22 protein-coding genes, 2 tRNA genes and 2 rRNA genes are annotated in these 25,228 nt (G+C 66.6%); 15 read left to right on the plus strand and 11 right to left on the minus strand.

The genetic code is table 11. From position 1 onward, the window contains the following. The 4 genes from BMZ38_RS11335 to BMZ38_RS11350 all read right to left on the minus strand — a co-directional run. Positions 1–641, minus strand: a 23S ribosomal RNA gene (locus BMZ38_RS11335); the annotation flags it as partial. Between the two features lie 233 nt (positions 642–874). Then, positions 875–950 (minus strand) — tRNA-Ala (locus tag BMZ38_RS11340). Between the two features lie 12 nt (positions 951–962). Further along, positions 963–1,039, minus strand: a tRNA-Ile gene (locus tag BMZ38_RS11345). Positions 1,040–1,150: 111 nt separating this feature from the next. After that, a 16S ribosomal RNA gene (locus tag BMZ38_RS11350) occupies positions 1,151–2,689 on the minus strand. Positions 2,690–3,127: 438 nt separating this feature from the next. Here BMZ38_RS11350 and BMZ38_RS11355 point away from each other — a divergent pair. Beyond that, complete coding sequence (locus BMZ38_RS11355; protein WP_091337513.1) at positions 3,128–3,577, plus strand: DUF192 domain-containing protein; 450 nt, start codon at positions 3,128–3,130, stop codon at positions 3,575–3,577. A gap of 207 nt (positions 3,578–3,784) precedes the next feature. Here the strand turns inward: BMZ38_RS11355 and BMZ38_RS11360 are convergent, their stop codons facing one another. After that, positions 3,785–3,979, minus strand: coding sequence for a rubredoxin (locus tag BMZ38_RS11360; RefSeq protein ID WP_091337515.1), 195 nt, complete (start codon positions 3,977–3,979; stop codon positions 3,785–3,787). A 92-nt stretch (positions 3,980–4,071) separates the two neighbouring features. Between BMZ38_RS11360 and thiE the strand changes: the two genes are divergently transcribed. The 3 genes from thiE to BMZ38_RS11375 are packed head-to-tail and all read left to right on the plus strand — an operon-like array spanning position 4,072 to position 6,610. Beyond that, positions 4,072–4,707, plus strand: coding sequence for a thiamine phosphate synthase (gene thiE, locus BMZ38_RS11365; RefSeq protein ID WP_091337517.1), 636 nt, complete (start codon positions 4,072–4,074; stop codon positions 4,705–4,707). After that, a complete protein-coding gene (gene hemL, locus BMZ38_RS11370) occupies positions 4,707–5,996 on the plus strand; it encodes a glutamate-1-semialdehyde 2,1-aminomutase (RefSeq protein WP_091337519.1) in 1,290 nt (429 codons plus the stop codon). Before thiE ends, hemL begins: the two co-directional genes overlap by 1 nt. Continuing rightward, positions 5,993–6,610: an HAD family hydrolase gene (locus BMZ38_RS11375; RefSeq protein ID WP_175483764.1), complete on the plus strand. Its 618-nt coding sequence runs from the start codon at positions 5,993–5,995 to the stop codon at positions 6,608–6,610. Before hemL ends, BMZ38_RS11375 begins: the two co-directional genes overlap by 4 nt. A 9-nt stretch (positions 6,611–6,619) precedes the next feature. Here the strand turns inward: BMZ38_RS11375 and BMZ38_RS11380 are convergent, their stop codons facing one another. Beyond that, positions 6,620–7,039 (minus strand): VOC family protein, encoded by a 420-nt coding sequence (locus tag BMZ38_RS11380; protein ID WP_091337524.1) that lies wholly within the window; start codon positions 7,037–7,039, stop codon positions 6,620–6,622. Further along, entirely contained in the window at positions 7,036–8,280 is a 1,245-nt protein-coding gene (locus BMZ38_RS11385; RefSeq protein ID WP_091337526.1) for an acetylornithine/succinylornithine family transaminase, read from the minus strand. Before BMZ38_RS11385 ends, BMZ38_RS11380 begins: the two co-directional genes overlap by 4 nt. A 330-nt stretch (positions 8,281–8,610) precedes the next feature. On the opposite strand from BMZ38_RS11385, the gene BMZ38_RS11390 reads away from it, so the two are divergent. The 6 genes from BMZ38_RS11390 (at position 8,611) to BMZ38_RS11415 (ending at position 13,751) form a co-directional block, all read left to right on the plus strand. Further along, a complete protein-coding gene (locus tag BMZ38_RS11390) occupies positions 8,611–9,111 on the plus strand; it encodes a hypothetical protein (RefSeq protein WP_091337527.1) in 501 nt (166 codons plus the stop codon). 5 nt (positions 9,112–9,116) lie between these two features. After that, positions 9,117–9,752, plus strand: coding sequence for a hypothetical protein (locus BMZ38_RS11395; protein WP_091337529.1), 636 nt, complete (start codon positions 9,117–9,119; stop codon positions 9,750–9,752). A 28-nt stretch (positions 9,753–9,780) separates the two neighbouring features. Further along, entirely contained in the window at positions 9,781–10,779 is a 999-nt protein-coding gene (locus tag BMZ38_RS11400) for a hypothetical protein (RefSeq protein WP_139202441.1), read from the plus strand. Between the two features lie 120 nt (positions 10,780–10,899). Beyond that, positions 10,900–11,601 carry a C39 family peptidase gene (locus BMZ38_RS11405; RefSeq protein ID WP_091337532.1) on the plus strand — a complete coding sequence of 234 codons (702 nt, stop codon included), beginning with the start codon at positions 10,900–10,902 and terminating at the stop codon, positions 11,599–11,601. A gap of 12 nt (positions 11,602–11,613) precedes the next feature. Further along, positions 11,614–12,384: a hypothetical protein gene (locus tag BMZ38_RS11410; RefSeq protein ID WP_091337534.1), complete on the plus strand. Its 771-nt coding sequence runs from the start codon at positions 11,614–11,616 to the stop codon at positions 12,382–12,384. A gap of 44 nt (positions 12,385–12,428) precedes the next feature. Continuing rightward, a complete protein-coding gene (locus tag BMZ38_RS11415; RefSeq protein ID WP_175483765.1) occupies positions 12,429–13,751 on the plus strand; it encodes a hypothetical protein in 1,323 nt (440 codons plus the stop codon). Positions 13,752–13,917: 166 nt separating this feature from the next. Here BMZ38_RS11415 and BMZ38_RS11420 read toward each other — a convergent pair whose 3' ends face one another. After that, positions 13,918–15,255, minus strand: coding sequence for a sigma-54 dependent transcriptional regulator (locus BMZ38_RS11420; RefSeq protein ID WP_245747263.1), 1,338 nt, complete (start codon positions 15,253–15,255; stop codon positions 13,918–13,920). A gap of 152 nt (positions 15,256–15,407) precedes the next feature. Then, positions 15,408–16,229, minus strand: coding sequence for an SDR family oxidoreductase (locus BMZ38_RS11425; RefSeq protein ID WP_091337538.1), 822 nt, complete (start codon positions 16,227–16,229; stop codon positions 15,408–15,410). Positions 16,230–16,342: 113 nt separating this feature from the next. Here BMZ38_RS11425 and BMZ38_RS11430 point away from each other — a divergent pair, with 113 nt between their 5' ends. Beyond that, positions 16,343–17,266 carry an ABC transporter ATP-binding protein gene (locus tag BMZ38_RS11430; RefSeq protein WP_091337540.1) on the plus strand — a complete coding sequence of 308 codons (924 nt, stop codon included), beginning with the start codon at positions 16,343–16,345 and terminating at the stop codon, positions 17,264–17,266. Next, positions 17,263–18,666 carry a hypothetical protein gene (locus BMZ38_RS11435; protein ID WP_091337542.1) on the plus strand — a complete coding sequence of 468 codons (1,404 nt, stop codon included), beginning with the start codon at positions 17,263–17,265 and terminating at the stop codon, positions 18,664–18,666. The genes BMZ38_RS11430 and BMZ38_RS11435 overlap by 4 nt, the downstream gene beginning before the upstream one ends. A 32-nt stretch (positions 18,667–18,698) precedes the next feature. Here BMZ38_RS11435 and mpl read toward each other — a convergent pair whose 3' ends face one another. Together mpl and BMZ38_RS11445 are read right to left on the minus strand one after the other, a co-directional pair. After that, entirely contained in the window at positions 18,699–20,069 is a 1,371-nt protein-coding gene (gene mpl, locus BMZ38_RS11440; RefSeq protein WP_091337544.1) for a UDP-N-acetylmuramate:L-alanyl-gamma-D-glutamyl-meso-diaminopimelate ligase, read from the minus strand. 164 nt (positions 20,070–20,233) lie between these two features. Continuing rightward, entirely contained in the window at positions 20,234–20,818 is a 585-nt protein-coding gene (locus BMZ38_RS11445) for an adenylate kinase (protein ID WP_091337546.1), read from the minus strand. A 149-nt stretch (positions 20,819–20,967) separates the two neighbouring features. Here BMZ38_RS11445 and BMZ38_RS11450 point away from each other — a divergent pair, with 149 nt between their 5' ends. The 3 genes from BMZ38_RS11450 (at position 20,968) to BMZ38_RS11460 (ending at position 24,961) form a co-directional block, all read left to right on the plus strand. After that, complete coding sequence (locus BMZ38_RS11450; protein WP_091337548.1) at positions 20,968–22,224, plus strand: 6-phosphofructokinase; 1,257 nt, start codon at positions 20,968–20,970, stop codon at positions 22,222–22,224. A 128-nt stretch (positions 22,225–22,352) separates the two neighbouring features. Next, positions 22,353–22,742 carry an RcnB family protein gene (locus tag BMZ38_RS11455; protein ID WP_091337549.1) on the plus strand — a complete coding sequence of 130 codons (390 nt, stop codon included), beginning with the start codon at positions 22,353–22,355 and terminating at the stop codon, positions 22,740–22,742. A 194-nt stretch (positions 22,743–22,936) separates the two neighbouring features. After that, entirely contained in the window at positions 22,937–24,961 is a 2,025-nt protein-coding gene (locus tag BMZ38_RS11460) for a sodium-translocating pyrophosphatase (RefSeq protein ID WP_245747283.1), read from the plus strand. The last annotated feature ends 267 nt before the right edge of the window (positions 24,962–25,228 follow it).

A 25,228-nucleotide genomic window follows, 5' to 3' on the forward strand; every position in this document is an offset into this window, starting at 1 on the left:
GACTATGCGCCCTATTCAGACTCGGTTTCCCTTCGCCTCCCCTAGACGGTTAAGCTCGCCACTGACAGTAAGTCGCTGACCCATTATACAAAAGGTACGCAGTCACCCTTGCGGGCTTCCACTGCTTGTACGTATACGGTTTCAGGGTCTATTTCACTCCCCTCTCCGGGGTTCTTTTCGCCTTTCCCTCACGGTACTTGTTCGCTATCGGTCAGTCAGGAGTATTTAGCCTTGGAGGATGGTCCCCCCCATGTTCAGACAGGGTTTCTCGTGCCCCGCCCTACTCAATTTCACGCACGGTGCCCTTTCGCCTACCGGGCTATCACCGTCTATGGCGGACCTTTCCAGATCCTTTAGCTAAAACACTGTGCGCTTTTGGGCTGCTCCGCGTTCGCTCGTCGCTACTTACGGAATCTCGGTTGATTTCTTTTCCTCCGGGTACTTAGATATTTCAGTTCCCCGGGTTCGCTCCGTACACCTATGTATTCAGTGCACGGTACCGCCTAAGCGGTGGGTTTCCCCATTCGGACATTGCCGGATCAAAGCTTGTTGCCAGCTCCCCGACACTTTTCGCAGGCTGCCACGTCCTTCATCGCCTCTGACTGCCAAGGCATCCACCGTATACGCTTGGTCGCTTGACCATATAACCCCAAGTCGCCTCGGGGCATACTCCCTTTCCTCCTCAGGAACGGGATTCCGCCAAACAACGCTCGCTACCATTGCCTCAACGACACATCTCGGTTCGGTTTCGAACCAAAACGCTTGTCACTCGTTTACGTTTTCAAAGAACACCACGCCGGCCTCAGCGCCGGTTGGCTTCAATCAATCTTTGTGTGCGCGTGTTCTACACATCCGAAGCGGTCGTGCCAGGTACTGGTGGAGCCAGTCGGGATCGAACCGACGACCCCCTGCTTGCAAAGCAGGTGCTCTCCCAGCTGAGCTATGGCCCCGTAAAACCGTGGTGGTGGGTCTGGGAGGACTCGAACCACCGGCCTCACCCTTATCAGGGGTGCGCTCTAACCACCTGAGCTACAGACCCATAAGCTTCCCGGTCTAACGACCAAACACGCCTTGCGATCTGTCGATCGAAGCGTGTGGATGTGCAGGTGCCTTGTGTGGACGTCTTGCGGCAGCGGTGCTGCCTTTCTCGAAAGGAGGTGATCCAGCCGCACCTTCCGATACGGCTACCTTGTTACGACTTCACCCCAGTCATGAACCACTCCGTGGTCGTCGTCCCCCTTGCGGTTAGACTAACGGCTTCTGGAGCAACTCACTCCCATGGTGTGACGGGCGGTGTGTACAAGGCCCGGGAACGTATTCACCGCGGCATAGCTGATCCGCGATTACTAGCGATTCCGACTTCACGAAGTCGAGTTGCAGACTTCGATCCGGACTGGGATCGGCTTTCTGGGATTGGCTCCACCTCGCGGTATTGCAACCCTCTGTACCGACCATTGTAGTACGTGTGTAGCCCTGGCCGTAAGGGCCATGATGACTTGACGTCATCCCCACCTTCCTCCGGTTTGTCACCGGCAGTCTCCTTAGAGTTCCCACCATTACGTGCTGGCAACTAAGGACAAGGGTTGCGCTCGTTGCGGGACTTAACCCAACATCTCACGACACGAGCTGACGACAGCCATGCAGCACCTGTGTTCTGGTTCCCGAAGGCACTCCTCGATCTCTCAAGGATTCCAGACATGTCAAGGCCAGGTAAGGTTCTTCGCGTTGCATCGAATTAAACCACATACTCCACCGCTTGTGCGGGCCCCCGTCAATTCCTTTGAGTTTCAGTCTTGCGACCGTACTCCCCAGGCGGCGAACTTAACGCGTTAGCTTCGACACTGATCTCCGAGTTGAGACCAACATCCAGTTCGCATCGTTTAGGGCGTGGACTACCAGGGTATCTAATCCTGTTTGCTCCCCACGCTTTCGTGCCTCAGCGTCAGTGTTGTCCCAGATGGCCGCCTTCGCCACTGATGTTCCTCCCGATCTCTACGCATTTCACCGCTACACCGGGAATTCCACCATCCTCTGACACACTCTAGCCTCCCAGTATCCACTGCCATTCCCAGGTTGAGCCCGGGGATTTCACAGCAGACTTAAGAAACCGCCTACGCACGCTTTACGCCCAGTAATTCCGATTAACGCTTGCACCCTTCGTATTACCGCGGCTGCTGGCACGAAGTTAGCCGGTGCTTATTCCTCAGGTACCGTCAGTCCCGCCGGGTATTAACCGACAGTGTTTCGTTCCTGATAAAAGTGCTTTACAACCCGAAGGCCTTCTTCACACACGCGGCATTGCTGGATCAGGCTTGCGCCCATTGTCCAATATTCCCCACTGCTGCCTCCCGTAGGAGTCTGGGCCGTGTCTCAGTCCCAGTGTGGCTGATCATCCTCTCAGACCAGCTAGCGATCGTCGCCTTGGTGGGCCATTACCCCGCCAACTAGCTAATCGCACATCGGTCCATCCAACCGCGCAAGGCCCGAAGGTCCCCTGCTTTCTCCCGTAGGACGTATGCGGTATTAGCGTAAGTTTCCCTACGTTATCCCCCACGTCTGGGCAGGTCCCGATGCATTACTCACCCGTCCGCCACTCGCCGGCATCCCGAAGGACCCGCTGCCGTTCGACTTGCATGTGTTAGGCATGCCGCCAGCGTTCAATCTGAGCCAGGATCAAACTCTTCACTTAAGTTTTCGACCTGCCGAAGCAGATCTATCTTTCTGAAGCGTTGTCCTAACCGTAAAACGTCAAGCTTTTGAATTGACTCTTAGGTTAGACGCTTGCATTTGTGGACAGTCATCCATCCACCGCAAGGCGCCCACACAAGTCACCTGCGCACACTGTCAAAGATCAATCACTTGCGACCCGTTCTTCAGATCGCCCCGAGACGTTTCGTCCCGGGTGAGCCGCCCATTCTACATTCCCTTCCCGGTTCGTCAACACCCTTTTGCGAAGATCTTTGCTCGGGGGAAGAGAACCGCTTCGCGAGGGGCGCCTCGTCGAAGGGGGCGAGAATCATAGCGCCGACCGGGCATCCTGTGAAGGGGGCGTAGAGCTTTTTTCGGCGCCGTTCGGAGGCGGTTCAACCGCTACACTCGCTGGCCGACTCCCATGAGGACCCTCGCGATGAAACGACTGCTGCTCGCTTCGTTGTTGCTCACCGTTGCCGGCTGCGCCACGGCCACGCCACAGGCAACCTCGGCAGTGAGCCTGCACGGGCAGCGTTTCTCCGCCGAGCTGGCCACGGACGACGCCAGCCGCGAGCACGGCTTGATGATGCGCACGGAATTGGCGCCGGACCACAGCATGTTGTTCGTCTTCCCGGATACCCAGCCGCGCTGGTTCTGGATGAAGAACACGCTGATCCCGCTGGACATCCTCTACTTCGGCGCCGACCGCAAGCTGGTGTCCATGCAACTGGATGTCCCGCCCTGCAAGGCCGACCCGTGTCCAAGCTACCCCAGCGACGCGCCGGCCCGCTATGTCCTGGAGCTGCCTGCCGGCACGGCACGGCGCATCGGTGCAGAGGCCGGGGACGAGCTCACGGTCGAGGGCGAGATCGGCACGGTGCGCTGAGCAGCGCCGCGCTCACAGGGCAGGTCCACCTGGTAGGGCACCAGCCGTGACGCATCGAGCCGCTCCAAGACATCCCAATCGTCCTCGAAAGGAATGAACTGTTTCATGGCGTGCCTCCTGTGGCTCTGGTACGCAGATAGATAAACAAACGGCCCGGTCCGCACGATGACGGAACCGGGCCGTTTTATGACGACAGCAAGGCGCGCCTCAGTCGATCTCGACCATCTCGAAGTCGTCCTTGGTCGCACCGCAGTCAGGACAGGTCCACGTGTCGGGCACGTCCTCCCAGCGCGTGCCCGGCTCGATCTCCTCTTCGGGCAGGCCGAGCGCTTCGTCGTAGATGAAGCCGCACACCACGCACATCCATTTGCGGGTTGCAGGGGGTCGTGCATCGGTGCTCATCGGTTCTTGTCTTCGTCAGCAGTTGAATGGGGCATTCTCGCAACTCCCTCGCCCGAGCGAAAGCGCAAGGGACAATAGATGAAGGATTCTCCATGCCCGACTTCCCATCGCGCGGCCTTTACGCGATCACCGACGGCCCGCGCACCGACCTGCAGCACGTCGTGCAGGAGGCACTGGCAGGCGGTGTGCGATTGCTGCAGTACCGCGACCTGGGTGACGACCATCCGCGCCGCCGCGCCGAAGCCGAGGCGATCAAGCGCCTGTGTGACGAACGCGGCGTGCCACTGCTGATCAACGGCGATGCGGCGCTGGCACAGGCAGTGGGCGCAGCCGGCGTGCACCTGGGCGAGACCGCTGAAGACCTGGCGAGCGCGCGCGGTCGCCTTGGCCCACAGGCGATCATCGGCGTGTCCTGCTTCGCTTCCCTGGAGCGTGCCCGCGCGATGGTGGTCGCCGGCGCCACTTACGTTTCGTTCGGGGCGTTCTTTCCATCGCCAACGCTGCCGGATGCTGGACTTGCGTCGATCGACCTGCTGAGGCAGAGCGCCGCACTGGGGGTACCCCGGGTGGCGATCGGCGGCATCACGCCCGAGAATGGCGCGGCGCTGGTCGATGCTGGCGCCGATTACCTGGCCGCCATCTCGGCCGTCTTCGGTAACGCAGCCGTGCGCGCGGCCGCCCGGCGCTTGGCCGACCTCTACCGTTTTCCTATGAGCGAGTCCCCTTGATGAGCACCAATCACGAACTCTTTCAGCGCGCGCTGCAGCTGATGCCGGGCGGCGTCAATTCGCCCGTGCGCGCCTTCAAGTCGGTTGGCGGCGAGCCGTTCTTTACCGCACGCGCCGACGGCGCCTACCTGTGGGACGTGGAGGATACGCGTTACATCGACTACGTGGGTTCCTGGGGCCCGATGATCGTCGGCCACAACCACCCGCGCGTGCGCGAAGCGGTGGAGCGCGCGGTGCGCGACGGCCTCTCCTTTGGCACCCCTTCGCCTGCCGAGGTGACCATGGCCGAAACGATCACGCGACTGGTGCCCTCGGTTGAAATGGTGCGCATGGTCAACTCGGGCACCGAGGCGACCATGTCGGCGATCCGGCTGGCGCGCGGCGCCACCGGTCGAGACAAGATCGTCAAGTTCGAAGGTTGCTACCACGGCCACGGCGACAGCTTCCTGGTCAAGGCGGGTTCCGGCGCACTGACGTTCGGCGTGCCGACGTCGCCAGGCGTGCCCAAGGCGGCCGCCGACCTCACCCTGACGCTTCCCTACAACGACCTGGCCGCAGCCAAAACGCTATTTGCGAAGCATGGTGCAGAGATCGCCGGGCTGATCATCGAGCCAGTCGCCGGCAACATGAATTGCATCCCGCCAAAGGACGGCTACCTGCAGGGCTTGCGCGACCTGTGCACGCGCCACGGCGCGGTGTTGATCTTCGATGAGGTGATGACCGGGTTCCGCGTATCGCTGGGCGGCGCACAGGCGCACTACGGCGTAGTACCTGACCTGACCACCTTCGGCAAGGTGATCGGTGGCGGCATGCCGGTCGGTGCCTATGGCGGACGGCGCGAGCTGATGGAACAGGTCGCACCGTCAGGCCCGATCTACCAGGCCGGCACGCTTTCGGGCAATCCGGTGGCGATGGCGGCGGGCCTGGCCATGCTGGAACTGGTCCAGGCACCGGGATTCCACGATGCGCTCGGCGCACGCACGCGGTTGCTATGCGATGGCCTGCAGGCGGTGGCCGACGGCGAAGGCGTACCGTTGAGCACCAACCGCGTGGGCGGCATGTTCGGTCTGTTCTTTACTAGTGAGAAGGTACAGAGCTACGCACAGGCCACCGCAGCCGACACCGCCCTGTTCAACCGGTTTTTCCATGGCATGTTGAAGCGCGGCGTGTACCTGGCACCCAGTGCATTCGAGGCTGGGTTCCTCTCCAGCGCGCACAGCGAGCAGGACATCGCAGACACGCTGGAAGCCGCTCGCGGCGCCTTGCGCGAGGCCAGGCAGCACGCGTGACGGCAGCCATCCGCTGCGTGCTGTTCGACTTCGACGGGGTGCTCGCCGACTACGACCGCGACGTGCGCATCGGCCACCTTGCGCACTTCCTTGGTCGCCCTTCCCACGCAGTCCGCGCAGCGATCTATGCTTCCGGCGTCGAAGATGCGGCGGATGCCGGCCTGCTCGACGCAGACGCCTATCTGGAGGCACTGGGCCGCGAACTGGACTGCACGGTTCCTGCTGACGCTTGGGTCGATGCGCGACGCGCGGCGACCCATGAGAAACCGCCAATGCTGTCGCTTGCCAGCAAGCTACGTGCACGCGGGATCACGGTGGCCATGCTGAGCAACAACGGCCTATTGATGGCCCAATCGTGGCCCGCAATCGTGCCGGCGTTGTTCCCTTTGTTCAGTGGCCGCGCGTTCTGCTCCGCACAGTTGGGCGCCGCCAAGCCTTCTCCAGCCGCCTACCTTCGGTGCCTGGAAGCGCTGGCAATGCCGCCGCCGGCCACGCTGTTCGTCGATGACAACCCCGCCAACGTCGCCGGCGCGCGCGCGGCGGGCCTGGTGGGCCATTGCTTCGCCGGCATCACAGAACTGCAGCGCGCGCTGGAAGAGCACGGCCTGGCCTGAAGGTGAGTGCTACCAGCTACCGGTGTTGGGCATCGATGCCCACGGCTCCTGCGGCGGCAGGTGCCCGTCCTGCAAGAGCTCGATCGAGATCAGGTCGGGTGAGCGCACGAACGCCATGTGCCCGTCGCGCGGCGGGCGATAGATGGTGTAACCCATGTCCTTCAGCCGCTGGCAGGTGGAGTAGATGTCTTCCACGCGGAAGGCCAGGTGGCCGAAGTTGCGTGCCGAACCGTAGTCCTCGTCCGAGCCCCAGTTCCAGGTGAGCTCGATCTCCGCCTCCGGGCTGCCCGGCGCGGCCAGGAACACCAGGGTGTACTTGCCCTCGGGCACCTCCTTGCGGCGCATCTCGCGCAAACCCAGGCCTTCGCAATAGAACCGCAGCGAGGCGGGCAGATCGCGCACCCGGACCATCGTGTGCAGATATTTCATGGCATGTCTCCGGCAGAGTCGTCGAGGAAGGCCGCCAGCGCCGCGCGCAAACGGCCCAGGCCCTCAGCCACTTCCTCGTCGGTAATCGTCAACGGCGGCAACAGGCGCAGGACGTCGGGGCCGGCCTGTAGCAACAGCACGCCATGCGCGGCGGCAACGTCAAGCATGGCACCGGCCTTGCCACGGTGCGGCTCGGCCAGCGCCGCACCGAGCATCAGGCCGCGCCCGCGCACTTCGTCGAATAGCCCCAGTTCGCGGTCGATGGCCGCCAGGCCGGCACGCAGCTCGTTGGCCTGGCGCTCCACGTTCATCAGCACGGCTGCCGAGCCGAGCTTGGCCAGCGCCACGCGCGCCACCGCAGCTGCCAGCGGGTTGCCGCCGAACGTCGAGCCGTGCGCGCCCACCTGCATGACTTCGGCCACCTTCGCCCCGGCCAGCATGGCGCCGATCGGAAAGCCCGCACCAAGTGCCTTGGCCAGGGTCACGATGTCCGGCGTCACACCGTCCTGCGCATGCGCGAACAGCGTGCCGGTGCGCCCCATGCCGCACTGGATCTCGTCCAGGACCAGCAATGCACCGTGCCGATCGCATAGCTCGCGCGCATGTGCGAGGAAGCCCGCTGCGGCCGGACGTACGCCGCCTTCGCCCTGCACCGGCTCGACCATGACGGCGGCAACGTCGCCGTGGGCGAACGCTGCCTCCAATGCGGCAACGTCGTTGAAGTCGATGTAGCGGAAGCCGCCCGGAAGCGGCTCGTAGCCTTCCTGATACTTCGGCTGCGCCGTCGCCGTCACCGTGGCCAGGGTGCGGCCATGGAAGGACCCATGGAAGGTCACGATGGTGCGCCGGTCGGGCGCACGCCCCTGCGCCGCGGCCCAGCGGCGCACCAGCTTGATGGCTGCTTCGTTCGCCTCGGCGCCGGAATTGCACAGGAACACGCGCTCGGCAAAGCCCGAGGCCTCGACCAACTCCTGCGCCAGCTTCAATGGCGGCTCGGTATAAAAGACGTTGCTGCTGTGCCAGAGCTTGTGCGCCTGTGCAGTAAGAGCGGCAAGCAGGTCCGGATCCTGGTGGCCCAGGCCGTTCACCGCGATGCCGGCGCCGAAATCCACGTAGTCGCGGCCCTGTGTATCCCACAGCCGTGCGCCGCGGCCATGGTCGAGCACCAGCTCGCGCGGCCGGTACACCGGCAGCCAATAGCGCCGGGCCAGGTCGATCAGGGAAGCGTCTTGCGTGGACATGACCTCTCCGGCGGCGTTTGGCGCCGTCGCAACATGCAGGGGGACGACCGGGGCGTCGTCCGCACATGCTAGCACCGGCCACCTGGTCCGATGGCGGCAGCTGTAACAGCGACACAGGCTGTATCGCCCCTGTAACACCTTCGCGCCAGGCACGGTCCCATGCGGGTTGCGCCGGCCCGCACGCCGTCGGCCATCGCCGGCTGTAACACCGCCGGCCCGAGAGCCAGTTCGACCCATGCGGCGCGGACCGCGCCAGAGAGCGCTCCGGTGGGCATCGGGCGGCTTGGCACGGTGATTGCCATCAGGCACTCACCACGGAATCCACGGCCCATGCAATCCACAGTCGCCCAACTTCTGCACCGCTTTGCGTTCTGGCCGCTCTCGGCCGCGCTTGCCCTGGTGTTGGCCTCACCCGGACACGCGGCGGATGCGCATCGTGCGGTCCAGGCCCAGCCGGGCGACATCGTAGTGCTGCGCAACGTATCCACGCGCCCAGCCTATCGCTCGGCGCCGCCGGGCATGGCACTTATGGTGTCGCCCTCGCCGCGCCCCGAAATCACCGCTTCGCTCGGCACGCGCGAGTTGTCGGACGAAGACTTCGCGCGGCTGGATGCCGCGCCGTCGCAGGCCGCGCAACTACAGTCCACCGCCGTCGGCCGCACGCTCGACGCCGTGCTGCTGCGCGGTTCCGGCAGCGGCCCCACGGTGGCCGGCAATGGCGTCAGCAACACCGTTGCCGCACCGATCGGAGCGCTGGGCGATGCGACCCGCGGCATCGGCAACCAGGTGCAGGGCGCCCTCTCGCAACTGCCCTTCGGCGGCGGGCACTGAACGCCATGCGGCACGCCGCCTCCCTTGTCCTGATGCTTGCCACGCTGGCCATGCTCAGCCCCAGCGCCAGCGCGGGCGACGACGACTACGCCGCCATGCTCGGCTATCTCACCAGCAGCCGCCTGGACGACAACGTACTGCAGGGCGCCCAGGGCAACGTGGCGGTGAACCTGGCGGCAGGCGACCTCAACAGCCAGGCCAACCTGCGCGCCTTCGCCAGTGGAACGGCCGCGCAGGCGCGGATCGACGTCCGCCAGCGGCTGCAGGCAAACCGGGTGGACGCCCCACTGGAAGCCAGCGCCGTCATTGCCGGACACGTCCTTTCCGGCGCGCACGGACTCGTATCGATCAATCAGGTCAGCGGCAGCGCGAACACGCAGCTCAATGCGGTCGCCGCGGCGCTGGCCGACCAGGGCATACGCGAGACGACGGACGGATCCCTGTCCGCCGCCGTTTCGGCGTCGGCAGAAGTGCAGCCGGGAACGGAACCCGGTGTGCGGGGGGAAGGCACGCGAAGCGTAGCCGTCGCCGCGAACGCCATGCAGGGTTTCCGCGGTGTGCTGCAGCTCAACCAGACCGCGGGATCGGGCAACGCCACAGGCAACATCCTGTCGCTGTCCGTATCGGAGCTTCCGCGTTGACCACCATAAGAATCGGAGTGAGGACACCATGAACGCATCCATGAAGAAGACCCTGATCGCCCTGGCGGTCGCCACGCTGTTCGGCAGTTCGATGGCCTATGCCAACGACCATGGCCATGACCGTCCGAAAGTCGACTCGGCCGCGACTGCCTCGGTGGACAACGACCAGTCCATCTCGCGCAACTTCGCGACCAACGACAAGCTCACCAACAGCAGCTCGATCAGCGACAACACCGCCAGCCAGGCCTCCGGCAACATCGGCATGAACGTGGCCGCCGGCGACAACAACGCCCAGGACAACGCGGCGGCACTCGCTGCCACCGACGCGAGCTTCGCCTTCGGCGTGGCCGATTCGGACGTGGACGTCAACCAGGGAGGCTGGGGCAACCTGACCTTCAACCGGGGCGTGACCAACGATGCCAGCATCGGCGACAACGCCTTCCAGTATGCCTCCGGCAACATCGGCGCGAACGTCGCCTCAGGCAACAACAACGAGCAGAAGAACGCGCTGGCGGCCTCGGTTGCCACCACGGAATTCGCCCACGCCAACGTCGACGTCGACCAGAACTCGTCGCACAACGCCGTGAGCAACGCCGGCTTCGTGCAGAAGTACTACGACACTACCCGCGTGCACCTGAGCGGCACGGTACAGGGCTACAGCCTCGGCCTCGGCCTGGGCGGTTATGCCGGCAGCACCAGCAGCACCTCGCAGGGTACCGAGTCCGGTGGCGTGAGCGTGTTCGGCTATCCGATCGCCAGCTACGGCGGCACCACCAGCAGCACCTCGCAGGGCAGCGAGCAAGGCGGCCTGGGCTTTGTCGAGCTCTCCGCCAGTGACCTGTACGCCGACCTGTGCGGCACCGTGCAGACCGCGCGTTGGGTAGTGGTCGATGCGACCAACGACGCCAGCCTGTCGGGCAATGCGTTCCAGCATGCGACCGGCAACATCGGCGTGAACGTGGCCTCGGGCACCGGCAACCTGCAGGCCAACACCCTGTCGATGGCGGTGGCGCAACCCACCCCGTAACGGCTTCGGCCAAGGCAGGCCAACGAGGGCGGTACCCGGCTGCGTGCAGCCGGGTTCCTATGGACCCCCCCGGCCCGTCCCCTGCGGGCCGGGGGGTACTCCTTCCGATCAGGGACACCGATGCGAGCGATCCTCCCGACTCTTCTGCTCTGCTGCCTGGCACTGTGCGCCGTGCGGCCGGCGCATGCCGGCGAGGTGCGCTTCGGCGGCGTGCTGCCCAATGGCGGGCTGTACGTTCATCCGGTGGAGAGCATGCAGGAGGCGCGCTTCCGCAACCTGGTGCGTCAGCACACCGACTACAGCTGCGGCGCCGCCGCGCTGGCTACCATCCTTCGCTACGCCTACCACCTGGACGTGGACGAGGCAGTGGTGATCCAGGGCATGCTCGGTGTGGCCGACGAGAACCTGGTGAAACAGCGTGGCTTCTCGCTGCTGGACATCAAGCATTACGTGGAAGCGTTGGGCATGCGCGGCCGCGGTTACCGCATCGACGAGGCGCGCCTGCGCAGCCTGCGCGTGCCCGGACTGGTGTTGATGGACGTGCACGGCTTCCGCCATTTCGTGGTGCTCAAGCAGGTCCAGGGCGGCACCGTGGAACTGGCCGACCCGATGCTGGGCAACCGCAGCCTGTCGATTCCCGAATTCCTCCAGGCCTGGCCTTCGCGCGCCGTGTTCGTGGTGATCGGCAACGACTTCGATCGCCGCACCGTGCTGCTGCAGCCTACCGAGAAGGCCAGCGCCCGTGCCCTGTACGCCCGGCAGGGGCCGGTCACCGACGCCGAACTGCTGGATTTCGGCTTCAGCAATGCCGATCTTTTCTGAGGGACCTGCGCCATGTTCCGCCGTACATGCCTCTTCCTTGCCACTGCGCTGCTGCTGGTCCCCGCGCTGCAGGCACGCGCGGCCGAGGCCACCTCTGGGACCGGCATGCGGGAGCTTGACGACACCGAGCTCAACGCAATGCGCGGTCGCTTCACCATCGATGACCACACCGTCGCCTGGTTCGGCGTGCGCATGATCTCTACCTGGCAAACCTCCGCCGGTCAGCTGCTACAGGGCACGCTGGCGTTCGGCATGGATTTCCACAGCGGGAAAGGGCAGCCGACGCTGACCTTCACCCCCAGCGTGAGCATCACCAGCGCCGATGCGCCGATACCGATGCCCGCAAGCGGCGGCATCCGCCGCGTCGACGGCAGCGGCCTGGCCAACGTGGGTGGTTTGCTGCAGAGCGTGCAGGTCGCCGGCGACGGCAACCTGGCGAACAACGTGGCCCGGCTGTCCATCCGCAACGGCGATGCACCGCCTGCCCATGGCGCGGACGCCAGCACGGGCGGCGCCAGCCTCAGCAATGGCGCCGCCGACGTATCGGTCGGCTTCGACGGCCAGTCCGCCGGCGTGCGGCTGTCCATCGCAGGCCAGGGCGTGGTGCAGCAATGGATCCGTAACGGCAGCCTCGGCCAGAGCGTGCAGCTAGCCGCGGACGACCAGAGCGTGAGCAACCGGCTGGAGATCGACCTGGTACGCCAGGCGGCCTCGGCCAATGCACCGCTTGCGCAAAACGTGGCGCAGGCGATTGGCCTCACCCGAGGCATGGCAGGAAACTGAGGCACGCCACCGCCCGGTGTGCCCGGTTCAGGGGAAACGACATCATGCAAAAGACTCTGTTAGCCACCGCGGTGGCATGCGGGCTGCTCATTGGCCTGCCCTTCGACCTTGCCGCCCAGACGGCGCCCAGCCCGCAGGACCAGGCGCAGGTGCAGACCCTGCTGGCCCAGCTGCAGGCGTTGAAAGCCAGCTACGCGCAGCAGGTGCGCCAGCTACGCGAACTGGACATGCAGGTGCAGGCCCTGCAAGCGCGCCTGGCGGGCAAGACCGCGCCGGGGCCCCTGCCGGCACCGGCTAACGTGCCGCCGGCCCCGGAGCCCCAGGTGGCCCAGGCCGCCCCGCGCACGGACGAGGGTGGCCACGCCGGCAGCGTGGCGGAGGCGCAGGCGGCGCGCCAGGAGGCGCCCACGCGCAGCCTCAAGGACGCGCTGCAGCAGGAGCACGCCTTGTTCGACCGCCGATTCACGCTGGAAAACAGCATCAACTACGCCCGCTACGACCGCAGCCAGATCACGCTCAATGGCTTTCTGGCGCTGGATGCGATCTTCCTCGGCAACATCGCCATCGAAGACGTCAAGTCCGACTCGCTCACCTACGACCTGGCCGCGCGCTACGGAGTCAGCCCGCGCCTGACGCTGAACCTGGACGTGCCCTACCTCGGCCGCAAGACGGTCTACCAAAAGGGCGGCGCCGGCGGGTCGGCCGCGGCGATCGCCGAAGAGCAAACCACCGGCTCGGGCCTTGGCGACATCGCCCTGAGCGCCAACTACAAGCTGTTCGCCGAGACCGACACGCGGCCGGACACCGTGCTCACGCTGGGCATCACCGCACCGACCGGACAGGCGCCCTACGGCATCGACTGGAAGGTGATCGAGCGCGACGATGACCAGTACATCCGCTTCGCCGTGCCCGAAAAGCAGCCGACCGGCAACGGTGTCTGGCAGGCCAACCTGGGGCTGTCCGCGGTCAAGACGATGGATCCGGCGATCGTATTTGCCAACATCGGCTATATCTACTCGCGTCCGCGCGACTTCGGCGACATCAATACCGACCCGCAAACGGTCAACCCCGGGTCGGTGAAGCTGGGCAACACCTATTACTTCGGTGCCGGTGTGGCCTTCGCATTCAACGAGCGCACCAGCCTGAGCCTGTCCTTCAGCGACAAGCTGAGCGCAAAGGCCGCGCTCCGCTACAAGGGCTCGCCCTGGACCAAGGTGATCGGCTCGGATGCGAACGCAGCGACCTTCAACATGGGCGTGACCCATGCCCTGAGCCAGCACACCACGCTGGTTTCGATGCTCGGCATCGGCCTGACCCAGGATGCACCGGACTTCACGCTGAGCTTCAAGGTCCCTTACATGTTCTAGGAGCCCGGGCGGTAGAAACTTTCGAGGCGAAAAGGTCGCTGCGCAAGTCCAGCTTTTCGACGGTTCGCCGGCCCATAGTGGTTCTATGGGCCAAGAAATGGCGGAAAGACGGGCTTGTGCAGCGGGCTTTGCCCGGAAGATTTCTGCCGCCCCGGCTCCTAGCGGGTCAGCGCGCGGCCTGGGCCAGCTCGTCCAGCGCCAGGCCGTGCTTCTTGCACAGGCGATAGACGGTGACCCTCGCGATGCCCAGCCGGCGCGCGCATTCGCTGACGTTGAAGCGCGTCTCGCGCAGGCAGGCGACCAGCGCATCGCGTTCGGCCGATACGCGCGCGCGGTCCAGCCCGGCGACCGGCGACCGGCCGGGGCGCACGGGCAGGTCCAGGTCGCCCACGCCGATCAGCGTATCGTCCGCCACCACCGCGGCGCGCTGCACGCGGTTGACCAGCTCGCGTACGTTGCCCGGCCAGGGAAACTCGCGCAGCGCCCGTCGCGCCGCCACGTTGAAGGCACGCGCGTGGCAATCGTGATGCTCGCGAAACCCGTCCAGGAAATGCTGCGCCAGCAGCTCGACGTCGCCCTCGCGTTCGCGCAGCGCGGGTATCTGCACGCGCAGGACGTTGAGCCGGTAGTACAGATCCTGCCGGAAGCGGCCGGCAGCGACCGCCTTTTCCATGTCGACATGGGTGGCGGCCAGGACACGCACGTCCGCACGCAGGCTCTGGCTGCTGCCCACGCGCACGATGGTGCCTTCCTGCAGGAAACGCAGCAGGTTGGTCTGTGCGTCCAGCGGCAGGTCGCCGATCTCATCCAGGAATACGGTGCCGCCGCAGGCGCTTTCGATGTGCCCGATGCGCCGCGTGGTGGCCCCGGTGAAGGCGCCACGCTCGTGGCCGAACAGTTCGGACTGCACCAGGTTGCTCGGCAGGGCGCCGCAATTGATCGCCACGAACGGGCGTCCGGCCCGGGGCGAGAGCTGGTGTACCGCACGCGCCGCGACTTCCTTGCCGGTGCCGGTTTCGCCGGTGATCAGCACCGGCAGGTCGACCGGCGCGTATTTGCGTAGGCTGGTGCGAAGCGCCTGCATCGCCTGGCTGCTGCCGACCAGGCCGGGCATGTCCGGTTTGCTGCGCGCAGGCACGCCGCCCTGGCCCAGTCGGTCGAGGGCATCGCGCAGGCGCGGCAGGTCGATCGGACTGGTAAATACCGCCATGCAGTCGCGCAGGATCGAGGTCACCCGCGGTTCGTGTGCGGGTGTCTCGGGCGATACCAGCGCAATCCAGGGCACGCCCGGATGCTCGGCAACCATGCCCTCCATCGCCTGCAAGGTGGCGTCGTCCCCCTGGCGCAGGTCGGCCAGCGCAACGACCACGTCGCCGTTGCGCGCGCCCACACCGCTGGCCTGCACGTCGGCCACGCGGACGGGCCAACCCGAATGTTCCAGCTCGTCGCGTTCCGCGCCGGCAGGCCTGCCAAACCAGACGACGCAGCGCCTGGGTAATGCCATTGCCACAACCATCGCCACCTCCGCCCCTGAACGGATGCCCTGTGCCGATCAGCCGTCTTTTCCAGCCGATGCCGCCCGATCCCGGGGCGGCGGACTGTGATGAATATCACAAAAACGGGTGCAGGTCCTAATCACGGCCGCGCGGCCGCCGGTCAATCGAGGAACAGGTCCGGCAGCAGCGGCGCGCCCGGCTGGACGGCGTAACCATCGAAATCCTCCACGCCCTGCTCGCGCAGGATGTCCTCGTCCAAAGCAAAATGCCCGCTCCATGCCCGCGCCGGACGGGTCAGGATGGCATGGGCGGCATCGGCCACGATGCCGGGGCGCCGGCACTGTTCGGGTCGGACACCTTCGATCATCCCGATCGCCGCGGTGGCGATCACGGTCCGCGGCCAAAGCGCATTGACCGCTATGCCCAGAGGAGCGAACTCCGCGCTCATCCCCAGCACACACAGGCTCATGCCCATCTTGGCGATGGTGTAAGCGGTGTGCGGTGCGAACCACTTGGGATCCAGGCTGGGCGGCGGCGCCAGCATCAATACGTGCGGGTTGGCCGCGCGCTTGAGGTAGGGCAGGCACGCCTGGGTGACCAGGAAGGTACCGCGCGTATTCACCTGCTGCATGAGATCGAAACGCTTCGCTGGTGTCGCTTCCACCCCCGCCAGCCAGATCGCGCTGGCGTTGTTGACCACGATGTCGATGCCGCCGAAGTGCTCGACGGTCTGTGCGACCGCTGCCTGGATTTGCGCCTCCTCGCGGATATCGACCTTCAGCGCGAGCGCCCTGCCGCCGGCTTCCTCCACCGCGGCGGCCGCCGTATGGATGGTGCCCGGCAGCTTGGGATTGGGCACACCGCTTTTGGCGGCGATCGCCACGTTGGCGCCGTCACGCGCGGCGCGCATGGCGATCGCCAGGCCGATGCCGCGCGAGGCGCCGGTGATGAAGAGGGTCTTGCCGGCCAGCGTGTTGTCCATGGCGGTATCGGGCGTTCGGGGGGAAAAGGCAGCATACCGGCCCGGATGACAAGCATCACTGGACGCACGGCACGGTGGCCTCCACAGTGCGTCGTCAGCACCGGATCTCGCCGATGACCACGCTACTGTCGTTTCCCGCCCAGCCCGCCGCTCCAGTGAGCGAACCCGCGCCGGTCCTGCGTGTGCAGGGGCTGCGCAAGGCGTTCGAGGGACGCCAGGTGCTGTGCGGTGTCGACTGGACGGTTCCGGCCGGGCGCGTGATCGGCCTGCTCGGTCGCAACGGCGCCGGCAAGACCACGCTGCTGCGCTGCCTGCTCGGGCTCGCGCCGGTGGATGCCGGATCGATCGAGTTGTTCGGGGCGCCGATGACCGAGCCGGGTGGAGAGCGCCTGCACCGCGTCGGTTTCGTGCCGCAGGGCTTCGACCTGTTCCCGTGGATGAAGGTGCGCGCCTATCTGGACTTTACCGCCGCGTTCTACGCCCACTGGAACCACGCCCTCGCCGCGCGCCTGCTGGACGAGTGGCAGCTCGACTCGAAGCAGAAGATCGGCCGGCTCTCCCAAGGCCAACGGCAGAAGCTCGCGATCGTGCGCGCCATCGCGCCGGAGCCTGACCTGCTGGTGCTGGACGAGCCGGTGGCCAGTCTCGATCCGCAGGCGCGTCGCGCCTTCATGGGCGAGTTGCTGGCGCTGATGGGCGCACCGGGCAAGACGGTGATCTTCTCCACTCACATCACTGCGGACCTGGAGCGCGCCGACGCCGACATCGCGTTGCTGCGCGATGGCCGAATCCAGTTTGTCCGGCCGCTGGCAGAGCTGAAGTCCCGGCTTTGCCACGCGGTGCTGAGCCGTCCCGCCGGTTGGACCACTCCGCCGGCGATGCCCGGCGTGCTCAAGGCTCGCGTCGCCGGCGCCAGCCTGCACCTGCTGGTGGAGGACGTACCGACCGAACGGCTGCACCAGTTGGCCAAGGATGAGGAGGCCAGCCTGCGCATCGAGATGCCCACGCTGGAAGACCTGTTCGTGGAATTGGCGTGAGGGCGATCGCCCAGCTGTGGTTGCTGCCGAGCCGGCAGATGCCGCTGCTCGGTGCGCTGGTGCATCTGCTGTGGCTGGCCGCGCTGGCCTGCCTGGCACTGATCACCCCGCATGCCGAGGGCGCCGCGATCGGCGCCGGCCTGCTCGCGGTGGGCAGCTGGTTCTGGCACCTGGGCCTGGCGACCACGCTGCGCGGTGCATGCCAGCCCGAAACCTTCCTGCTGCCGGCGTTCCGCCGCCGCCTCGCTGCCTTCGGACTGGCCGACGCAGTGACCTGGGTCGGCCTGCCTGCGTTGCTGGCGCTGGCCATCGGCGTGCCCCATGCCGCACTGGGAGGCACGTTGCTGCTACTCGCTGCGGCGATGGGCTTCGCAATGGGCGTGGAACGTTGGATCAGCCTGCTGTTCTGGCCGCTGCTGGTGCTGGCCGGGTGGATGCCAGGACTGGCCAGCGCGGTCGTGCATAACGCCATTGAGTCACCATTGACGCTGCCGCTGCTCCTGCTCGTCGCGGTGTTGCTGCTGCGGCTTTCGCTGCACCCCATGTTGCAAATCACCGACAGGCCGCCGGATACCTCGCCGCTGGAAGGGCTGAGCGTGGGACGTGGCGCGACCACCGATGCGGCACCTCGGCGCAGCGCGCTGGGCCGCCGCTTGGAAGGCTGGTTCGACACGATCGCCCAGCGCGCGCTGGAGCAGGCCCTGACACGCTACCGCCAGCAGCCCACGGCCGCGCGCCGGCGGACGCTGGTGCGCCGCCTGTTGCTGCCGCACGACAATGCGCTGGCGATCCTGCTGCGCATGGCCATCATGGCCGTCTTCGCCACGCTGTACGTGGTAGTGGCGCTGCACCGCAGGCCCTTCCACGCCAGCGTCGTCGGCGCCTACGCGGTGCTGATCGCGCTGGCGCGCTTCCCGCAGATCGGCCGCGGCATGCAACGCATGCGCCCCAACCTGGCCGACCTCTATCTCACCCTCGCGCCCACCACCCGCACCCAGTACCAGCAGACCCTTGCCGACGCCCTGCTGGTGCTGGTGCCGACCGGCACTGCCAGCGCGCTGGCCTACACGGTGCTCGGCATCGTGCTCACCCATGCCACCCAGCCATGGCTGATGCTGCTGGTCACGCTGATCGTGGCTACCGGCGGCGGACTGGTGGCGCTGGCCGTGCACCTGATCGGTCCGCAGAACGCGGTCGGCCGACAATGGGTCAACGCGGCGGTGCTGACGGGCACGATGGCGATGTACTGGGCAGGCGTGGGGCTGGTCGATGCGCTCGGCTACGTGTTCGGCGGCGGCCTGCTGGCGCTGGTCGTGCTGGGCTTCGGGCTCGGCGTGTGGTTCGCTGCGCAGCGCGAATACCGGCGGCGCGAGCCGTGCTTCGACGCACCGTTGACCTAACCCGCCGTTCGCTCCACGGCGGGCCGGCAGCGTCAGCCCAGCGCCTCGGCGAAGCGCCTGGGCGCGTCCTCGAAACCGCCGTTGGACATGAACACCACATGGTCGCCCGGGCGGGCTTCGCTTCGCAGCGCCTCGATCAGCGCTGCCACGGTCGGCGCCGTGCGCCCGCGCCCTTGCAACGCCCCGGTGACGCGCCCGGCGTCCCACGGCAGCTCCGGCCGATGCAGGAATACCACCGCGTCGGCATCGGCCAGGGATGGCGCGAGTGCTGCCGCGTGCGCACCCAGCCGCATCGAATTCGAACGCGGCTCCAGCGCGACCAGGATGCGCGCCTCGCCTACCTTGGCGCGCAGGCCGGCCAGGGTGGTGGCGATCGCGGTCGGATGATGGGCGAAATCGTCATACACGCGCACGCCGTTGACTTCGCCGACCAGTTCCATGCGGCGCTTGACGCTGTTGAAGCTGGCGAACGCCGGCAGCAGCGCGCGTGGATCGGCGCCAGCGGCGGCAGCGGCCGCCAGCGCGGCCAGCGCGTTGAGTACGCTGTGGTTGCCCAGCAGCGACCAGCGCACCTCGCCGATCGCCTCGCCGTGACGCTGTACGGCAAACGCCGAGCCGTCCGCCTCGATCAGCCGCGCCTGCCAGTCGCCCTCGCCGATGCCGAAGGTTTCCACCGGCGTCCAGCAACCCATCGCCAGCACGTCGGCCAGGTTGGCATCGTGCGCGTTGACGATCAGCCGCCCATTGCCCGGCACGGTGCGCACCAGGTGGTGGAACTGGCGCTGGATCGCGGCCAGGTCCGGGAAGATGTCCGCGTGGTCGTACTCGAGGTTGTTGAGAATCGCGACGCGCGGCCGGTAGTGCACGAACTTCGAGCGCTTGTCGAAAAAGGCGGTGTCGTACTCGTCCGCCTCGATCACGAACGGCGAGGCCGCGTCGCCCAGCCGGGCGGACACGCCGAAGTTGCCGGGCACGCCGCCGACCAGGAAACCGGGCGCCAATCCCGCCTGACCTTCGGATGCATGGTCCAGCAGGTGCGCCAGCAGGCTGGTGGTGGTGGTCTTGCCGTGCGTGCCGGCCACTGCCAGCACCTCGCGTCCCGCCAACACGGTCTCCCCCAGCCATTGGGGGCCGGAGACGTAGCGAAGCTGCGCATCGAGCATGTATTCGATGGCCGGGTTGCCGCGTGTCATGGCATTGCCGACCACGACCAGATCCGGCGCAGGCTGCAGGTGTCCAGCCGCATAGCCGTCCATCAGGCGGATGCCGAGCGCCTCGAGCTGGGAGCTCATCGGCGGGTAGACGGCGGCGTCGGAGCCTTCCACGGTCAGTCCAAGCTCGCGCGCGAGCGCGGCGACGCCGCCCATGAAGGTGCCGCAGATGCCGAGGATGTGCAGACGCATGTTTTCGAAACCCTCCCTCTCGCCGTGGGACTCCCCTCTCCCGCCGGGAGAGGGGCTGGGGGTGAGGGTACGGGGATTTGCGGGACGGCGGCGGGTGGCTATCTTCGCCCTACCGACCGGTCACCCCAGCCCTCTCACCGCAGGGGAGAGGACGCACGTTGGTCTCAGCCGTTGGCCGCGGCCGACTCGCGCTCGAGCGCGCGCTTGATGCGGGCAGTGACCTCGTCCAGCTCGCCCACGCCATCGACCACCTGCAGCTTGCCGCGCTTGGCGTAGAAGTCGGCCACCGGGGCGGTCTGCTCGGCGTAGATGCCCAGGCGCCGGCGCACGGTATCGGGGTTGTCGTCGGCGCGGTTTTCGGCCTGAAAGCGGATCTGGCAGCGCCCGACGATCGCCTCGTTGGGTACTTCGAGCTTGACCACGGCGTCGAGCGGCTGGCCGATGCGGGCCAGCAGGTGATCCAGCGCGTCGGCCTGGGCCAGGTTGCGCGGATAGCCGTCGAGGATGAAGCCGTTGCGGGCATCGTCCTGCGCCAGGCGCTCTTCCAGCATGCCGAGCAGGATGTCGTCGGAGACGAGCTGGCCGGCGTCCATCACCGCCTTGGCCTTCAGCCCAAGCGGCGTGCCGGCCGCCACCGCGGCGCGCAGCATATCGCCGGTGGAGATGTGCGGTACGTTGAGGTCGGCCTTCAGCCGCGCCGCCTGCGTGCCTTTGCCCGAGCCGGGCGCACCGAGTAGGACGAGTCGCATAATGCTCCGGGGCGTAAGGTCCGCGCGCACGCTGCGGCGGTTCGCCAGATTTCACCCAAGGGGCGTCAAATTAGCGTCTGGGCCTTGCCCCGTCAAACCAAGGCGCCGTCAGATCGTCGCCAAACTACTGTTCCACAAGGAGATCACGCATGCCCTCACAGCCAGGTCGCCTGCTCTACGCGCAATCCGGTGGCGTCACCGCGGTGATCAACGCAACCGCTGCCGGCGTGATCGAGGCCGCGCGTGCAAAGGGGGTGCAGGTCTATGCGGCGCGCAACGGCATCCTCGGTGCATTGCGCGAGGACCTGATCGATACGTCCAGGGAATCGAAGGCCGCGATCGCCGCACTGCGCCACACGCCCGGCGGCGCCTTCGGGTCCTGTCGCTACAAGCTGAAGTCACTGGAAGCCAACCGTGCCGAATACGAGCGCCTGATCGAGGTGTTGCGCGCGCACGACATCCGCTGGTTCCTCTACAACGGCGGCAACGATTCGGCGGATACCGCGCTGAAGATCTCCCAGCTCGGCAAGGCGATGGGCTACGACATCCGCTGCATCGGCGTGCCCAAGACGGTGGACAACGACCTGGCGGTCACCGACTGCTGCCCCGGCTTCGGCTCGGTGGCCAAGTACACCGCCGTATCCGTGCTGGAGGCCAGCCTGGACGTCGCCTCGATGGCCGACACCTCGACCAAGGTATTCATCCTCGAGGTGATGGGACGCCACGCCGGCTGGATCGCGGCGGCCGCGGGTCTGGCTGGCGACGGCCCGGACGCGCCGCCGCACGTGATCCTGTTCCCCGAGAACGCGTTCGACGAAGGTGCATTCCTGGCCAAGGTGAAGGCGACGGTCGAGCGCGTCGGCTGGTGCACGGTGGTCGCCTCCGAGGGCGTGCGCGACGCGGCCGGACACTTCCTGGCCGAGGGAGGCACGCGCGACGCCTTCGGCCACGCACAGCTGGGCGGCGCGGCGGCGGTGCTGGCCCAACTGGTCAAGGACAGGCTCGACTACAAGGTGCACTGGGCGCTGCCCGATTACCTGCAACGATCGGCGCGGCACCTGGCCTCGGCCACCGACGTGCTGCAGGCATACGCGGTGGGCCGCGCGGCGGTGGAGTTCGCCCTGGCTGGCATGAATGCGGTGATGCCGGTCATCGTGCGCACCTCTGAATCGCCCTATCGCTGGAAGATCGAACCGGCGGAGCTGAGGAAGATCGCCAATCGCGAAAAGAAACTGCCCAAGGGGTTCATCCGCCGCGACGGTTTCGGCATCACGGCTGCCGCCCGGCGCTACCTGTCGCCACTGGTCCGCGGCGAGGCGCCTCCGCCCTATGGCAAGGATGGCCTGCCGGCCTACGCCAGCCTGCGCAACATGGCGGTAGCCAGGCGCTTGCCTGCCTTTCCCTGAGCCGACAGGCGCCGGTTTTCTTGCTGAGCGTCACGTGAAGGCCGAGTACACATCGCTACCATGCGTTCAGTCGCCGCTTCCTAGGCTGCGACCATCCGGGCCATGCGCCCGGCCAAGGGAGAGAGACGATGAAATTTCTGCTGAGCGCCCTGATCGCCCTGCCCCTGCTCGCCGCCAGCGGCGCAGCGCTGGCCGATCACGATCACGACCATCATGGTCACGGCAATGGTCATGCCTATGGCCACGACCACGACCGGCATGACGATGACGACCGTGGCTGGCGCGCCGACCACCGCGACTGGCGCGATGATGACGACCACGACCGGGGCTGGCATGGCCATGGCCGTCACTGGGAACGCGGCCGCCGCTACGACGGTCCGATCGTGATCGTGCGCGACTACGACCATTACCGCCTGCGCCCACCGCCGCGTGGCTACCACTGGGTGCGCGACGACGACGACAACTACGTGCTGGTCGCCGTTGCCACCGGCATCATCCTGGACGCGGTCTTCCACTAGGACCGCTTCCGCCGCTGGCCGCAACGGCCAGCGGCGCGGTTGGCGCTGCGGCGCACAACAATCAATCACATCTTCCCTGCCTATACTCGCCGAGGCCGCTGTTGCGGCGGCCAAGGGCGAGCTGCCCGTGAGGCAACCCGCCATCCGCGGTATCCACTCACCTGGGGAGGCACCGAATGCAGCAGCAGGACGGTATGTGGTTGTGGATCGCGCTGGGGTGCGCGGTCCTGGCGATACTCTATGGCCTGGTCTCGGTACGCTGGGTGCTCAGCCGCCCGGCGGGCAACGAGCGCATGCAGGCGATCGCCGCGGCCATCCAGGAAGGCGCACGCGCCTACCTCAATCGCCAGTACGGCACCATCGCGCTGGCGGGCATCGTCCTGCTGGTGCTCATCGGATTTTTTCTCAGCTGGTACACCGCCGTCGGCTTCCTGATCGGCGCGGTGCTGTCCGGCGCCACCGGCTACATCGGCATGAACGTTTCGGTGCGCGCCAACGTACGCACCGCCGAGGCGGCGCGCAGCGGCATGCGCGCGGCAATGGACGTGGCCTTCCGGGGCGGCGCCATCACCGGCATGCTGGTGGTCGGCCTGGCGTTGCTGGGCGTGACCGGCTACTGGCTGGTCCTGAACCACCTGGGCGTGCCCGATCCTCTGCACCCGCTGGTGGGCCTGGCCTTCGGCAGTTCGCTGATCTCCATTTTCGCGCGCCTGGGCGGCGGCATCTTCACCAAGGGTGCGGACGTCGGCGCCGACCTGGTCGGCAAGGTCGAGGCCGGCATTCCCGAAGACGACCCGCGCAACCCGGCGGTGATCGCCGACAACGTCGGCGACAACGTCGGCGACTGCGCCGGCATGGCGGCCGACCTGTTCGAGACCTACGCCGTGACGGTGATCGCCACCATGCTGCTGGGCGGGCTGATGTTCGCCGCCGACCCGCACGCTGTGCTCTACCCGCTGGTGCTCGGCGGTGTCTCGATCATCGCCTCGATCATCGCCACCTTCTTCGTCAAGGTGCGCGAAGGCGGCTCGATCATGGGCGCGCTGTACAAGGGCGTGATCGTCTCTGCGGTGCTTTCGGCGGTGGGCTTCTGGTTCGTCACCCGCGAACTGCTGCCGCAGGGCCTGGCGGGAGCCGACGGCGCCGTCGGCAGCATGGCGATCTTCTGGTGCGCACTGATCGGCCTGGTACTGACCGGCCTGATCGTATGGATCACCGAGTATTACACCGGCACGCAGTACAAGCCGGTGCAGCACATCGCGCAGGCGTCCACCACCGGCCACGGCACCAACATCATCGCAGGCCTAGGTGTCTCGATGAAGGCCACGGCGTGGCCGGTGATCGTGGTGTGCCTGGCGATCTGGGGCGCCTACCACCTGGGCGGCCTGTACGGCATCGCCATCGCCGCTACCGCCATGCTGTCGATGGCCGGCATGATCGTGGCGCTAGACGCCTACGGCCCGATCACCGACAACGCCGGCGGCATCGCCGAGATGGCCGACCTGCCGCCCGAAGTGCGCGGCATCACCGACCCGCTGGACGCGGTAGGCAACACCACCAAGGCGGTGACCAAGGGTTATGCGATCGGCTCGGCAGCGCTGGCAGCGCTGGTGTTGTTCGCCGACTACACGCACAACCTGGCGGCCAACAACGCGGGGCAAACCTTCGCTTTCGATCTTTCCGACCACATGGTGATCATCGGCCTGCTGCTGGGCGGCCTGATCCCCTATCTGTTCAGCGCGATGGCCATGGAAGCGGTCGGCCGTGCGGCCGGCGCGGTGGTGGAGGAAGTGCGCCGCCAGTTCCGCGACATCCCCGGGATCATGCAGGGCACCGGCAAGCCCCAGTACGACAAGGCGGTGGACATGCTCACCCGCTCGGCGATCCGCGAGATGATCGTGCCTTCGCTGCTGCCGGTGGCGGTGCCGATCGTGGTCGGCCTGCTGCTGGGACCGAAAGCGCTCGGCGGCGTGCTGATCGGCACCATCGTCACCGGCCTGTTCGTGGCCATCTCCATGACCACCGGCGGCGGCGCCTGGGACAACGCCAAAAAGTACATCGAGGACGGTCACCACGGCGGCAAGGGTTCGGAGGCGCACAAGGCTGCGGTCACCGGCGACACCGTGGGCGATCCCTACAAGGACACGGCCGGCCCGGCAGTCAATCCGCTGATCAAGATCATCAACATCGTGGCGCTCTTAATGATTCCGTTGTTGTAATCGTGGGGAGCAAACGGTTACGGCAGACCCGAGCAGGCGAACCGGCACAGCGCGATCGCCCCCTCTCCCTCCAGGGAGAGGGTTCGGGGTGAGGACCACACTTGCAACACACCGACCGAAGGCCCCTCGTGGGCCTTCGCTCTTGTTGGGCGCACGAGCGACAGTCCCGCCAGCCCCGACCCGTTACCCCAGCCCTCTCCCCAAGGTTGAGAAGAAGCAGAGCGCGCCCTGACTTCAGTCACAGGCACTCCACCACCCGACCGGCCA

This window comes from Frateuria terrea (assembly GCF_900115705.1).
GTDB classification, from domain to species: domain Bacteria; phylum Pseudomonadota; class Gammaproteobacteria; order Xanthomonadales; family Rhodanobacteraceae; genus Frateuria_A; species Frateuria_A terrea.